General features: G+C 28.8%; 15 protein-coding genes. 9 read left to right on the top strand and 6 right to left on the bottom strand.

Going from position 1 to position 14129, the window contains the following annotated elements; genetic code table 11:
• Positions 1-32: 32 nt before the first annotated feature.
• Together G507_RS0115325 and G507_RS0115320 are read right to left on the bottom strand one after the other, a co-directional pair.
• Positions 33-704, bottom strand: coding sequence for a hypothetical protein (locus tag G507_RS0115325; RefSeq protein WP_026718323.1), 672 nt, complete (start codon positions 702-704; stop codon positions 33-35).
• 156 nt (positions 705-860) lie between these two features.
• Positions 861-2780 carry a TonB-dependent receptor gene (locus G507_RS0115320; protein WP_026718322.1) on the bottom strand — a complete coding sequence of 640 codons (1920 nt, stop codon included), beginning with the start codon at positions 2778-2780 and terminating at the stop codon, positions 861-863.
• Positions 2781-3217: 437 nt separating this feature from the next.
• Here G507_RS0115320 and G507_RS0115315 point away from each other — a divergent pair, with 437 nt between their 5' ends.
• The 4 genes from G507_RS0115315 to rpe all read left to right on the top strand — a co-directional run bounded on the left by G507_RS0115315 (position 3218) and on the right by rpe (position 7089).
• Complete coding sequence (locus G507_RS0115315) at positions 3218-4288, top strand: OmpA family protein (protein WP_026718321.1); 1071 nt, start codon at positions 3218-3220, stop codon at positions 4286-4288.
• 197 nt (positions 4289-4485) lie between these two features.
• Positions 4486-5349 carry a sigma-70 family RNA polymerase sigma factor gene (locus G507_RS0115310; protein WP_026718320.1) on the top strand — a complete coding sequence of 288 codons (864 nt, stop codon included), beginning with the start codon at positions 4486-4488 and terminating at the stop codon, positions 5347-5349.
• A gap of 258 nt (positions 5350-5607) precedes the next feature.
• The gene (locus G507_RS0115305; protein ID WP_026718319.1) at positions 5608-6216 is read left to right on the top strand and encodes a hypothetical protein; all 609 of its coding nucleotides are present in this window, start codon (positions 5608-5610) and stop codon (positions 6214-6216) included.
• Positions 6217-6426: 210 nt separating this feature from the next.
• A complete protein-coding gene (gene rpe / locus G507_RS0115300; RefSeq protein ID WP_026718318.1) occupies positions 6427-7089 on the top strand; it encodes a ribulose-phosphate 3-epimerase in 663 nt (220 codons plus the stop codon).
• A gap of 59 nt (positions 7090-7148) precedes the next feature.
• On the opposite strand, the gene G507_RS0115295 is transcribed toward rpe, so the two are convergent.
• The 4 genes from G507_RS0115295 to G507_RS17425 form a co-directional block, all read right to left on the bottom strand.
• Positions 7149-8192 carry a T9SS type A sorting domain-containing protein gene (locus tag G507_RS0115295; RefSeq protein ID WP_026718317.1) on the bottom strand — a complete coding sequence of 348 codons (1044 nt, stop codon included), beginning with the start codon at positions 8190-8192 and terminating at the stop codon, positions 7149-7151.
• Positions 8193-8270: 78 nt separating this feature from the next.
• The gene (locus G507_RS0115290; protein ID WP_026718316.1) at positions 8271-8687 is read right to left on the bottom strand and encodes a CBS domain-containing protein; all 417 of its coding nucleotides are present in this window, start codon (positions 8685-8687) and stop codon (positions 8271-8273) included.
• An 89-nt stretch (positions 8688-8776) separates the two neighbouring features.
• Positions 8777-9523: a zinc-dependent peptidase gene (locus tag G507_RS0115285; RefSeq protein WP_169627300.1), complete on the bottom strand. Its 747-nt coding sequence runs from the start codon at positions 9521-9523 to the stop codon at positions 8777-8779.
• A gap of 119 nt (positions 9524-9642) precedes the next feature.
• A complete protein-coding gene (locus G507_RS17425) occupies positions 9643-10482 on the bottom strand; it encodes a hypothetical protein (protein WP_051191743.1) in 840 nt (279 codons plus the stop codon).
• A gap of 313 nt (positions 10483-10795) precedes the next feature.
• Here G507_RS17425 and G507_RS17695 point away from each other — a divergent pair, with 313 nt between their 5' ends.
• The 5 genes from G507_RS17695 to G507_RS17690 all read left to right on the top strand — a co-directional run bounded on the left by G507_RS17695 (position 10796) and on the right by G507_RS17690 (position 14047).
• Positions 10796-10966: a hypothetical protein gene (locus G507_RS17695; protein ID WP_157496633.1), complete on the top strand. Its 171-nt coding sequence runs from the start codon at positions 10796-10798 to the stop codon at positions 10964-10966.
• A 40-nt stretch (positions 10967-11006) separates the two neighbouring features.
• Positions 11007-12659, top strand: coding sequence for a tetratricopeptide repeat-containing sensor histidine kinase (locus tag G507_RS0115270; protein ID WP_157496631.1), 1653 nt, complete (start codon positions 11007-11009; stop codon positions 12657-12659).
• A 12-nt stretch (positions 12660-12671) separates the two neighbouring features.
• Positions 12672-13340, top strand: a complete 669-nt coding sequence (locus G507_RS0115265; protein WP_026718313.1) for a response regulator transcription factor — start codon at positions 12672-12674, stop codon at positions 13338-13340.
• A gap of 114 nt (positions 13341-13454) precedes the next feature.
• The gene (locus G507_RS0115260) at positions 13455-13673 is read left to right on the top strand and encodes a hypothetical protein (protein WP_026718312.1); all 219 of its coding nucleotides are present in this window, start codon (positions 13455-13457) and stop codon (positions 13671-13673) included.
• Positions 13674-13837: 164 nt separating this feature from the next.
• Positions 13838-14047, top strand: a complete 210-nt coding sequence (locus G507_RS17690; RefSeq protein ID WP_157496629.1) for a hypothetical protein — start codon at positions 13838-13840, stop codon at positions 14045-14047.
• Positions 14048-14129 lie beyond the last annotated feature (82 nt).

Genomic DNA, 14129 nt, shown 5'->3' with positions numbered 1-14129 from the left:
TAAAATGAGGCTTTTTTAACAGAGTAAAATTACTACTCTTCTTCGTCTTCTGTAAGCTGACATTCTCCTTCAAATTCTGAAGCTACTAATTCATCTTTATCTAACCAATATTCAGAAGTTATGAATGTAAAATTATGAGCGTCTTTTTTATTTAATTCCCATAAAATATCTTCAGCTTGTTCAAAGGATTCTTCTGTATTCATTTGATCAGAAAACAATCTTTTGATTACATTTCTATCTGAAATTCCGTTGTTAAAAGATTTTAAAACGATCTCTTTTGTAATCTCATCTTCAAAACCATCTAAAGAAGTAATTGAAAAATCTACAACTGTTGCTTTACAATTCAAGAATTTTCCGTTGTAAGCTTTAAACAACAACTGATTAACGCTATATAAATGATAATGCAAATCTATTTCTGGATATTCTTCACACACTTTATCAATCAACATATCATTTGATATTTGTGCAATTTGACCTTCGTTTAAATTTTCAGAAAGTTTGTAGGCTAAAACAATTTCTGCAGCTTCATTAGGTTCAAAATCTGCAATGGCCATAAAAAGCATTTCTCTTAAATTTTCAGGCTTAATAGTGTTTGCATCTGGAAAATTAAATAACTGTAAAAGATTAACATAATCTTGATTTGTCCAGTAATTTTCAATTTCTTCAACTGTTGTTGCTTTATTTAATATAATATTGAATTTCATTTTTTTTGTTTTATTTTAAGGGTTTTTATTCTTTAAATTTAGGATAATATAACGATTTATATTTAACTTAAAAACCGCAGTTTGCAAAATTAACACAGAATTAACTGCAAAAACTTTATAAAATGCGGTGAAATAAAATTAAACTTTGAAGTAATTCTAATTATTTTTTTTAATTGAGTCTTTTACAATTGTTGCTTTTTGAATGGTTTTATCAACTTTTGCTGTATCACTTTTAATAATTTCCGTAGTAACGTTACCAGTTTCTGTATCAAGAGTTACTTTTCTAGTTATCTTAACAGGTTCTATGTTTTGTTTTTCAATTGTTGTCTTTTTAGTTGAAGTAGTATTTTTTTCTAGCAACTTTTTTTCTAAGATTTCTATTCTTTTATTCAATAACTCTATTTCGTTAGAACTACTTTTTTCTTTTGAAAGTGGATCAGTTTTATCTAAAATTTTGTCAATAAGCATTTCTAATTCTTCTGGAGACATTTTTATTAACTCTTTAGGCTGACTTGCATCAACTTTAGTAGCTTTGACTTCTTTTATAATTACTTTTTGAACTTCTAAAGTATCTTTTACATCAGTAACTACTACTGTTGTTTTTGAAATATTTTCTACTTTTTTAATTTCTTCAATAGCGTTAACCGTTTCCTTTTTCTGTTTTAAAACTTCAACAGCTTTTGCAACATCATTATTGGCTTTTGCAATTTCTAATTCTATCTGCAAAGAATCTAGTTTAGTTTGATAACCTTTCTTTAATTCGGTTAACAATTTATCATTTTCCTCTTTTTGAAGAGCTGTTTTTTTAGTATATTTTTTTTGACTTTCTTCATCTTGTATTACTAAAGCATCATTAACTTGATCGTTATAAACATCATTCGGGCTTTTAGATTTTTTACCAAAAGTCAATTTTAAACCTGCATTATACATAATATGCGTTTGTAATTTATCTGGAGAAGACAAATCTTCTACATTACTACCAGAAGTAACCATTCCTCTTGCACCACCAGTAATCAAAATATTTTTACTCAACGGAATATTTAATCCTAAACCAGCAGAAGCAAATTCTTGACTATCAAAGTTAAATCCGTTTTTACCTTCATAATCTTTAAGTGTATTTAAATATCCACCACCTAAAATTAAATAAGGTGTAACACCGTTTCCATCATTTAATCTTGCTCTAAACTCTAATCCGTACATAGAAAATCTATCTAAATTAATAGAAATTTGATCATCTTGAGTAGGTCTAAAGAAAAAAGCCCTAACTCCAGTATATTGATTAAAATCTAAACCAACATAACCTCCAATTAAATAAGTATCTCTAAAATTAGATTTATCATCAAAAGCAATATAGTTTATACTTGGTTCAAAAATTATTTGTAACCCTTTAAAACCACCTTTAAACTTGTTAAGGTATGCTTTGTCTAGTTCTGTTAACGTTCCAGGTTTCCTTCCTCCTAAGTATAACTGTAACCCAGCATTTGCTGACCAATTATACAATCTTTCCGTTGAAAAATCACTGTCAGAAACTCCTAACGCAGTTTTATTTCCATCAGTTAATAAATTTTTTCCAGAATTAAAGTTAAAAGCGGTGTTTTTACCTTCTAGTGTAAATACAATTCTATCAGTTATCTTGGTTTTAATTCCGATTGCTGCATTAGCATAAACTTGATCAAAATCTGTATTGTTATCTAATTCAATATTCTGAATTCCAGTTCCAATTGTAATATAGGGACTTAATCTTCCATTTCCAATATTAGCTTTAATTTCTCCACCCCAACGTGTTAACTTTAAATCTTGTGCTACAAACATATCTTCTGAAAAACCTGCAATTCCAAAATCATTAAAATTTGTTTTTAAATTTAAAGATTGAGCATAAATAGCTCTTAATTCAATGTATTCACCAAAACCAAAACCAAGCTTTCCTCCTACTAAAGCTCCATCATTTAATCCTGATTTATTATCCCAGAAAGTGTAGTCTGCAAATGGTGACACTGTAAAACTTATGTCTTTTACTTGTGAATTTGCGACATTGCAAAAGATTAATAAATATAATAAAGTTAACTTGATTTTCATTTTTTGTTTTTATTTAATTAATATGTAATTACTTTTCTTGAATCATCAATAACAGCATTAATAATTGCAGCATTTATTGAGTAATAAGTTTTAAATTATTTATTACAATAGCTGCATTTAGAATTCTAAGTTGTTGAATAAGATTAGGATTTTTAATTTCTTTATGTTCTTCTGAAAAAAAAAATACAATTCTATTTAAAATTTGAAATCATTGGCATAGTAAGAAATAATCGTAAGCCAAAATCTACTTTAGAATTAAACAATTCCGTTCTGATAAGATACAAAAAAACATTGACAATTAGTAAACAGTATTAAAAAAAATTATTTTATTATATTTTTTTGATTATATTGTTGGAATACGAATTATTAAAAAAATCAAAGTTTATTTTAATAAAACAGCACTTTTTTAATTACAATGTGTCTAAAAATTATTTATTATGAAATTTAAAAATATAATCAGCTTAATAATTCTTTTTTGTTCTTTTTTGGGAAATAGTCAATCAAAAGTAACAGAAGGAGAAATACTAATTTCAGAAGAAAATCTAATTAATTTAATTCAGAAAATCAGAGACAAGAGAGATGCTAATTACTTGTTATCGCAAAAAACTAATATTGTAACTACTATAAAATCGGAAGTAGATTTAACGGAAGTAAATTCAAAACTTATAGCTTTGGAATCTGAATTAAAGTATTTAACAAAAATACTTGAATCAAAAAGCATTTCTAAAGAAACAAGTACAGAATTTTATATTATTGAAAATCCAGAAAAAGAAATTCAAATTAAGGAAAAAATAGTTAACAGAACTGATACTGTTTATAGACCTTCTGAAACTATCTACAAGACGCAAGAAGTTTACAAAAATCCAACTGAAATTTATAAATCTGAAAAGGCCCTTGTTGTAAGAGACAACGATAAAAGTCCTAAAATAGCTAAAAATAAAGAACCAATAAATACTAAAACTACAATTGCACCTGTAGTTGCAAATAGTAGCGACTCAAAAGATTCTTATGTTAAAGCGATAGAACGATTAGAAAGAAAAATAGACTCGCTATTTGCAACAAATAAAGCTATTAAGGAAATAGTTTATGTAAACAACAATCAAAAACCTAATGAGCTAAACACTAAAACAGATACGGTTTATATAATGAAAAATAATATTTCTAATTACGATCTATTGAAAAGCAAATTTAGTGATTTTCAAGAAAAAGTATATTTTAATAACAATTCAAGTAAGATAGAAATATTTGAAAATATTGATTCAATAATTTCATTATTAAATTCTAATGAAAATTTAGATTTATACTTAAAAGGCTTTGCAAGCAATAGAGGAAATGCAACATATAATCAGGCATTATCATTTAAAAGAACAGAAGTAATAAAGCGTTATTTGATTTCAAAGGGAATTCATCCTAGCAGGATTTTATCGCAATTTCACGGCATTGATTATGAAAGTATAAACGAAAAAGAAGCTAGACGTGTAGAGTTAAGTTTTATTATTAGAAAATAACCTTGCTTTGCCTTCTAAAATTCTGTTAAACATGCCTTCTATATTATTGAACCTAATTTCAGCTCCTACTTAATACTTTTTCATCACAACAAAATAGAAAATTTTATTCTTAATTAAAAAAAAATATCTTTTTTGTAACTTTTTTGAAACACTTGCGTATAACTACTGTACACAAATAAAAAAGTACTGTAAAAAGAATGAGACAACTAAAAATCACCAAGCAGGTAACGAATCGTGAAACTGCTTCCTTAGACAAATATTTACAAGAAATTGGAAAAGTTGACCTAATTACTGCTGATGAAGAAGTAGAATTAGCACAACGTATAAAAGCTGGTGACCAACGTGCACTAGAAAAACTTACAAAAGCAAATTTACGTTTCGTAGTATCTGTTGCTAAACAATATCAAAACCAAGGATTAACATTACCCGATTTAATTAACGAAGGAAACTTAGGTTTAATTAAAGCAGCTCAACGTTTCGATGAAACGCGTGGATTTAAATTTATATCATATGCGGTTTGGTGGATTCGTCAATCGATCTTACAAGCTTTGGCAGAACAATCTCGTATTGTACGTTTGCCTTTAAATAAAATTGGTTCTATCAACAAAATCAACAAAATGTATGCTTTGTTAGAGCAATCTAATGAAAGACCACCTTCTGCTGAAGAAATTGCAAAAGAACTAGACATGACCGTTAATGATGTAAAAGAGTCAATGAAAAACTCGGGTCGTCATTTATCAATGGATGCACCTCTTGTAGAAGGAGAAGATTCTAACCTTTATGACGTTTTACGTTCAGGTGAATCTCCAAATCCAGATAGAGAATTAATTCACGAATCATTACAAACAGAAATAGAAAGAGCTTTAGAAACATTAACACCAAGAGAAGCTGATGTGGTTCGTTTATATTTTGGTTTAAGCGACCAACACCCAATGACTCTTGAAGAAATTGGTGAGACTTTTGACTTAACGCGTGAGCGTGTTCGTCAAATTAAAGAAAAAGCTATTAGAAGATTAAAACACACTTCAAGAAGTAAAATATTAAAAACTTATTTAGGATAAACCCTAATTACAGCGAACAATAGTCTTAGACTATTCGTTTTTTGATTGATGATTGAAACTCCGGCTGATTACCGGAGTTTTATTTTTTAAGAATAAAACTCCAGTCGATTCGCTAAAGCTCGGGTTTCCGGAGTTTTATTTTTTAGGAATAAACCAGTACAACTTCGGTCTATTCACAAAGTCTTAATGAAAATAAAACAATAATTTAATTCTAGAATATTGAAAATTAGTATCTTTAATTTTTAAAATATCATAAAAATGAAAAAAATTATCGTATTAATTTCTTTGCTTTCTATTATCGCTTGTAAAAAAGAGGAAGCGAATAGCGAACCAGGAATAATGGACGCTATTGAGGGAGTTCAAAATCTTAACAAAGCAACTGATGCTATGAAAGATTATGAAAAAAAGATAGAAGAACTAAAAAAACTAGAGCCCGTTTCAAATGAAGTTTATAAACAAACTTTAAATGAAAGTTTAGGCGATCTAAAGAGAACAAGTTTCAGTGCAGGAAACACTGCAGCAATGGGCTTAAGTTCTGGTGAAGCAGCTTATAGCGATGAATCGGGTAAAACAGTTAAAGTCTCTATTTTTGATGGTGCTGGAGAAATGGGAAGTGCTGTGGTACAAATGACCTATTTAACATTATCAATGGAATCAGAATCCATTCAAAACACAACTACAAAAAAAACAGAAACAGTTGACGGTATAAAATGCTTAACAGAGGATGATACAAATCCTAACAACAAACATTCAAGCATTACGTTTATACACAAAGATCGGTTTAACGTAACTTTAGAAGGTAGTCAAATGGGATTAGACGAATTAAAATCATACATGAAAAAAATTGATTTATCTAAATTAGAATAACTCTTTTTAAAATTAAACAGAATCTACTAAAGCTTCTTTGTTCAATTGCAAAGAAGCTTTTTGTTTTAATTAAACACCGACAAACTTCTAACCTCAAAACTTTTAACCCCATAACCTTTCACCCTTTTAAACTAAAAACTATCTTTGCACAAACAACAACACAACAATGAAATCGTAGATTCACGAATTCTAAAAAAACAACAACTACTAATGAGTAAAAACACTTTAATTGCTCCTTCAGTTCTAGCGGCTGATTTTGCTAACTTACAACGAGACATTGAAATGATAAACAACAGTGAAGCTGATTGGTTTCATATTGATATTATGGACGGTGTTTTTGTACCAAACATTTCCTTTGGAATGCCTGTTTTAGGAGCTATTGCTAAACATGCAAAAAAAACTATCGATGTTCATTTAATGATTGTTGATCCTGATAGATATATCTCAACGTTTAAAAAACTAGGCGCAGATATTTTAACGGTACATTATGAAGCTTGTCCACATTTACACAGAACGCTTCAAGCCATTAAAGCAGAAGGCATGCAGGCTGGAGTTGCTCTAAATCCTCACACTAATGTTTCGTTATTAGAAGATATCATAAAAGACATTGACTTAGTTTGTATCATGAGTGTAAACCCAGGATTTGGAGGACAATCATTTATTGAAAATACCTATAAAAAAATAAAACAATTAAAAGAATTAATCACAAGAAATAACGCTTCAACAAAAATTGAAATTGACGGTGGTGTTACTGATAAAAATGCTAAAAAATTAGTTGACGCTGGAGCTGATGTATTAGTGGCTGGAAGTTATGTTTTTAGTGCTGAAAACCCAACAGCAACAATAGCAGATTTGAAGAAAATCACTCAATAACAAAAAACAAAAAAACGCACAAAAATTAATTTGTGCGCTTTTTATATCAAAATTTAAAATTATTTCTTAATAATTTTTGACTTATATAATACATTTTTTGATTCATCTAATACGGAAACAAAATAGACACCAGAAGCCAAATCTGAAATAGTATAACTATCTGAAACTTTAGAAGATTTTACTTCTTGTCCTTGTAAACTATAAATAGTGATATTTTTTGCCAAACTAATCATGTCATTAGGGATTGTGATAACAAAATCAGATTGAACAGGATTTGGTGAAATTTTAAATTCGTTAGCATCTGCAAATTTATCATTACTTAAAACCACAGAATACTGCACATTAAATGCCAAATCTTGAGGAAAATCTGGAGCTGTAGCAGGATTTCCTGCATCAATTAAACTTGACCAAGTATTAGTTGTAGCAACATTTTGTTTTGCATTCCATCCGGCAATCCCACGAACTCCAGAAATTGTTACAGGTGGAAAAAACAAAGTACCATCGTTTGTTGGATGACCTTGATAAACAACCCAATAAGTTCCTGAAGGTAGAGATGCTGTTAAACTTGCTCTAACTTTCCATAATTTTCTTGTAGTTCCTGTTGCAGTAACTGCTGGAACAGCCGAATTAAAAATTCTATACATTAAAGCGTCATTACTATTAGCCGCATCATAAACATTAGTAGCAGCAGTACCCGCAACAATATTAGATGTTAAAATTGAAGGGTCGTTGTCATAAACAAGCACACGTAATCCGTCAATAGGTGGTGTAGTTCCGGCATAACCCGTTTGATAACAATAGAAATCAAATCCAGTTACATTCCATGACTGTCCAGTTGGAACTGTAAAGTCATCTGCTAATTGAAAACTAGTAGTTCCTGCTGTATTGTAATTACCACTAAACCCAGAATTAGTATTTGACTCTGTAGTATTACCTGTCTCATTTTGACACTCACTCCAAGTATAACCTGTTGGAGCAGCGACTGCACTATTAGAAGTGCTTCCTGTTGATAAAGCACCATTAATATAAGGCTGTGCAATTAACAATTGCAAAGTTGTAGCAAAAAAACCGGCCACAACAAAAAGAGTAGTTTTTTTATTCATAATTATATTTTTAAATTTTAATAAAATTATGAATAAAAACAATACAAAATTCAAAAAATTAACGTTTTGAAGAATAATTTAATATTGTTCAATTAAATACTTTATCAAATCCGTTGTTGTAACGATACCAACCAGTAAATCTCCTTCACAAACAGGTAATGCATGAAACTCTTTGTTCGATAAAATTTCTGCAGCTTCTTTTATAGTGGTTTCTGGAGAAATAGTTACTAGATTTTTAGCCATAACTTGTTCAACAGTAAACATATTATAAACAGTTGCATCAATTACTTCATCTTCATCAACGGCATCAACAAAAGAAATCCTTAACAAATCGGTATAACTCAACATTCCAATTATTTTGCTACCATTAACTACAGGAATATGTCTTATTTTGTTTTTCTTAAATAAAGATTCAGCTTTGGTTAAATCATCTTGCAGATTTAATTTCACTACGTTTTTGGTCATTAAGGTTGACACTTGCACTCTTTGTTTCATAACATTCACATTTTAAAGGATTAATAAAATAAAGTTACCTTTAAATTTACGAAATAAACATGACAATTGTTAGCTTTAAACTTTAAAATCTATTCAGAAAAATTAATCATCGAACGCACTTTTTCATAAAGTTCAGGAAATTCTCTTTTAAATTGAGTGGGAGTTTCAAAAAAATGTTCTAGAATTACAGCAATAAATTCAAACTTATTGGTGTAAGCATAAATTCTAAAATAATTAGACTCAATTAAACGTTTATAATTATTAGGTCTTTTTATTTGCTCCATTATTTCTTGATACGTTACAGCAAAAATGGTTGCCGAAGTATCTTTCTTTAAACTTCCTTGAAAGTGCAACACATGCGAAAATTCATGTAAACCTAAATTAAGGTTGTCATTAGTAATTTCAAAGCCTTGTAAAAAATGGTTCCAAGAAAAAACTATAGCTTTCATTCTTGGATTAAATTCTCCTTTATGGTAATTATCATTACTTTTTGAATAATAAATATCTGGATAAACGATAATCTTATCAATAATAGTAAAGAGATAAGTCCGCATTCCAAAGGTCAACATTATTGCTGTAGAAGCTATTAATATTTTTACTTGATCCGTAATTACTAAACCATCTCTTCCATAAAAAGGATATACTTCAATAAAAGAAGCTACACGGTGTTCAAAATATTTTTTTAATCTTGGACTAAGTTTTTGGTAAAAATCAAACTCACTTTCAAGAATCTTCAATTGTGGTTTGGTCAATTTTTTAGGATAAGGATAAAAGTGAACATAAATAGGCTTTCTAAAGAAAAAAGCATAAGCAGGTTCTACGATTGAACGAAACAAAACAAAGCTTACATACAGCACTAAAAGAAATGTGAAAAAATAAATCAAAGACAATGTTTTTAAAGTAAAACGAATATAGAAAATTGTATAATAATAATCCAACTTATTCATTTTAAAATTTAGTCCTTTTTATTTTTTACATACTTATCTATTATATATGGTGTAACTTCTTTTAAAACTTGCTCTGTTTCTGGATGTTTACCCAGTTGATTAAAAAATTCAGGCTTACCATTTACTTTACAATAAAAAACTATTGGCTTTTTGCCTTTAAAGAAAATAAAATTAGAATCAACTTCTATTTTTTTTAATTTAAATTGATGTTCATCTATTGGGACAACATAATTAAAACTTACAATTCCTTTAACATCACAATCCACTTGCTCATAATGATCCACTTGCCATTGCATACATTGTTTTGTTGGCGAAACTATTTCTTTAGCTGTATAACCAACAGAAAATAATCCTACCGCAGATAATATAGCAATTCCTATTTTCTTCTTTAAACTTGAATTAGATTTATTCACCAAATTTATTGTTTCCTTTTCTAATACAATTATCTCATTTTCATTAAAGTCAATACTATCAGTTTCTAAGTCAGATTTATTAAACTTCAAATAAGGTCTGGGTTGATAATCTACTAAGATTGCAGCAAGATTTATTCCTTCTGTACTTGATAAATCTGTTTCTCCTTTTAAAAAAGTTTCAATAGGCCTAAACTTATCTGTATTTGCCTTTAACTTATTTAAAGCTACATGTTCAAATTCAAATCCAAAAAAAAGTGCAAAAGTCTTTAAATCTTCTTTTGAAGAATTGTTTTTCATACGTTGAATACACAAATCTCTCAATAAAGCTCTAGAAGGATTTAATAAAAAACTGGCAAATTCACCTTTTCTTTCAACTTTGAATTTTTGCTTAACCCCTTCTTTATAATTTAATAAACTGTCTTTTTTTCGATACATATTCGGAATTTTAGGAACTATTAGGAATACTAGGAATCTTAGGAATTCCTTATAAACACTGACACAAAAACCCCATTCCTTTGTCTCAGAATTAGTTCTTGTTCTATTTCGCGATAAGAACAAATGTACAAAACTACTTCTAAAGAAGTGATGCTAATCAGATTAGAATTTTTATTCGGGAAGTATAATTTGACTTTTCTGTTTTAGCGCACTACTTCCCAAAACACATTTTTTTAACAGCATAGCTGAATAACTAAGTATTCGAAAAAGCTCGAACAGCTATGTCTTTGTTTAACCTCAAAATTTTAATAATATGAAAAAATTATATGTATTAGTAGCAATTATATTTACGTCTGTTTTAGGTGTTTCTTGTACGGCAGAAAGTGTAACTGAAGAAATACCAACACAGTATGCAGAAGGAGATACAGGTGGGCAAAATGGAAATCTTCCAACACCTCCACCTCCACCTCCAACAAATCCTTAATTTAAATTGATAATTTAAATAAATTTAATAATTTCGGGAAATGAAATTCACTATGAACCATTTCCCGCTTTTATTTATAATTTTTATTTTAAGTTCTTGTGAAAAAGAAACTAAAACAAATGCACCGAATAGCTTAACTTATACTGACTATATAGAAAAAGCTAATAATAAAGTTTCAACTTTAGAATTAGACAGTGCTTACTTTTACTTCAACCAAGCAAAATTATCTTGTAAGGATAATGAAAAAGAAATGAAAATATATGCCTTACTTGGTATGGCAAATATTCAAAAAACCAATTGTGACTTTGTTGGTTTAGAAGAAACAGCTACAGAAGCCTTTGGTATTGATAACGAAACAAATTATAAAGAATATCTAAATAACTTTTTAGGTATTGCTTATAATGAACAAGCCGATTATGAAAATGCTTTACTTTATTATAATAAAACGCTCGATAATTCAAAAAATGAAACTAATCGACTTACTATTAAAAACAACATTGCGGTAAATTATTTAGATCAAAAAGAATATGTAAAATCAATTGATGTTTTAGAAAAGTTACTAAAAAATGATTCTTTAAAAATTTATCCAAGTGAATACGCTAGAGTAACAGATAATCTTGGATTTGCTTATTTTAAAATCAAAAAAGACTCCTTAGCAAAAGAATATCTTTATGCTAGTTTAAACAAAAGAGACAGTATCAATGATGATTACGATAAAATTGCGTCTTATATACACCTATCAAATTTTTACGAAGAAAACAATCCAGTTTTATCAAAAGAGTTTGCAAATAAAGCGCTGCAATCAGCCACAATTGTCAATAGTCCAGATGACAAGTTAGAAGCACTTGATTTGTTAATAAAAAACGCTACAAACAAAAAGGCCGTTAAACATTTTGCTACTTATTCACACATTAATGATAGCATTACAAAAATAAGACAATCAGCCAAAAACCAATATTCAAAAATAAAATACGATTCTAAAATTACTTTAGAGAAAAACGAGAAATTGAAAGTTGAGAAAGAATTTATTATCTATTTATTTATCGGATTTGGAATTATCGCCCTTTTAATTTATTTCTTAATTCGTTTTAAAAACAAAAACAAACTTCAAAAATCTACTTATGAAGCGGAAACTCGAATTTCAAAAAAGCTTCATGATGAACTAGCCAACGATGTTTACAACACCATGACTTTTGCCGAAACACAAGATTTGTCTGATTTAAACAAAAAGGAACATTTCTTAAATCAAATTGAAAATATTTACAACCGTACAAGAAATATTTCTTTAGAAAATAGTGAAATCGATACGAGCGAAAACTTTAAAGAAAACTTATCCTTATTACTTTCAGGTTTTAATAGTGAAGATACAAACGTAATCATCAAAAATTTTGAAGCCATAAATTGGGCGAAGACTAAAAAAATAACCAAGATTACAGTTTATAGAGTTCTTCAAGAACTGTTGGTTAACATGAAAAAACATAGCCAGAGCAATTTGGTTTTAATTGGTTTTGAAGACAAAGGCAAAACATACGAGATTAATTATTCGGATAATGGTATAGGAAGCAGTAAATCATTAAAATTTAAAAATGGTTTGCAGAATGTGGAAAACCGTATAAAAAACATAAATGGAAGCTTTACTTTTGAAACAGAATCCCAAAAAGGATTTAAAGCTAAAATTGTTTTTCCAAAATAAAACCGTTTATCTATGTTTTCAAAAGTATTAGTAGCAGAAGATTTAGACAGCATTAACATTGCTGTTGCGACAACTTTAGACGAATTGAATATCGTTGAAGTAGACAGTGTAAAATATTGTGATGATGCCTTATTAAAAATCAAAAAAGCGCTAAATGACAACGAACCTTATCAACTATTGATAACCGATTTGTCCTTCATAGAAGACTTTAGACCCAACCAATTAAATTCGGGCGAAGAACTAATAACAGCCGTAAAAAAAATACAACCCAACATAAAAGTGATTGTTTTTTCAGTAGAAGAGAAACCAGTGCGCATCAAATCTCTTTTTGAAAACCAAAACATCAACGCCTTTGTTTTAAAGGGAAGAAACAGTTTACCCGAACTAAAAAAAGCTCTGAAAAAAGTTTTTGAAAGCGACGAAAAATACATTGCCGCAAACCTAGCCTACATTTTTCAAGATAAAATCACACACCAAATTGACGATTACGACATCCAATTAATACAACACTTAGCTTTAGGTGTAGCACAAGATAAAATGGACATTACGTTTAAAAAACTAGGCATTGAACCTAATAGTAAATCTACTATTGAAAAAAGAATAGGCAAATTAAAAGACTATTTTAAAGCAAATAATACAGTACACTTAATTGCAATTGCAAAAGACCTAGGTTTAATATAAACCTTTTACCCATTACCAATTACCTATTACAAAAAAAACGCTCCTTTACGGTTTCCCGTAAAATCAAACGTTTTTGTTGTCTTAAATTTGTCAAAGAATTCAAAAGGGAACATTATGAAACGTTATTACCTAGATCTTATTCCAAAAACAAATCAAGATCATGAACTGCACAATGAATTTTGTCTTTACATGCCCGTTATTATAAATGCACAATATATTGGAGATTTTTCTGAGGACAAAAAAGCCTTAGAAGAAGCTTTAAAGAGTTATCCAAATGCCAATGGATGCAAATATTGTTGCTCTGCAGCTCATATTCATTATGAAGTAGAGTAACTAATACTTAATTGATGGTTTGTTAATTAGGTTGGATTGCAAAAAACTCTAAAGTGACAGGAAGCTTTGGAGTTTTGCAATCCTTTTTTTATTCAAAAAAAATCAACTACAAAAAATTAGCTTAAACTTCAATTACCTAAAACCAATACAACAAACTATTGTTTATGAAAAAAATAGTCAGATTTCTGAGCATCTGTTTTTACCATAGGTTTATCACCATAAAAAACTGTGATGAAGCTAAAAAAAGAAACCTTAAATTCAGTCACAATAATAATCAAAACACAACAAAGACAAATAAAACCATCAGTTTTTGGCACGATGAATATGGCATCCAATATACAATCAATGAACATTATAATACTAAAAGTATTTAAGCGGATAAATAATCTTTTAACGAACTTACGGTTTCCCGTAAGGAATTGAATTTAAAATGGTCAAAGTTTGAAAAGTAATTTA

Source organism: Flavobacterium gelidilacus DSM 15343, assembly GCF_000422685.1.
Taxonomy (GTDB): Bacteria; Bacteroidota; Bacteroidia; order Flavobacteriales; family Flavobacteriaceae; genus Flavobacterium; species Flavobacterium gelidilacus.
Note: the sequence above shows the minus strand (reverse complement) of the source record. Positions and strands in the feature narration are given on the sequence as shown.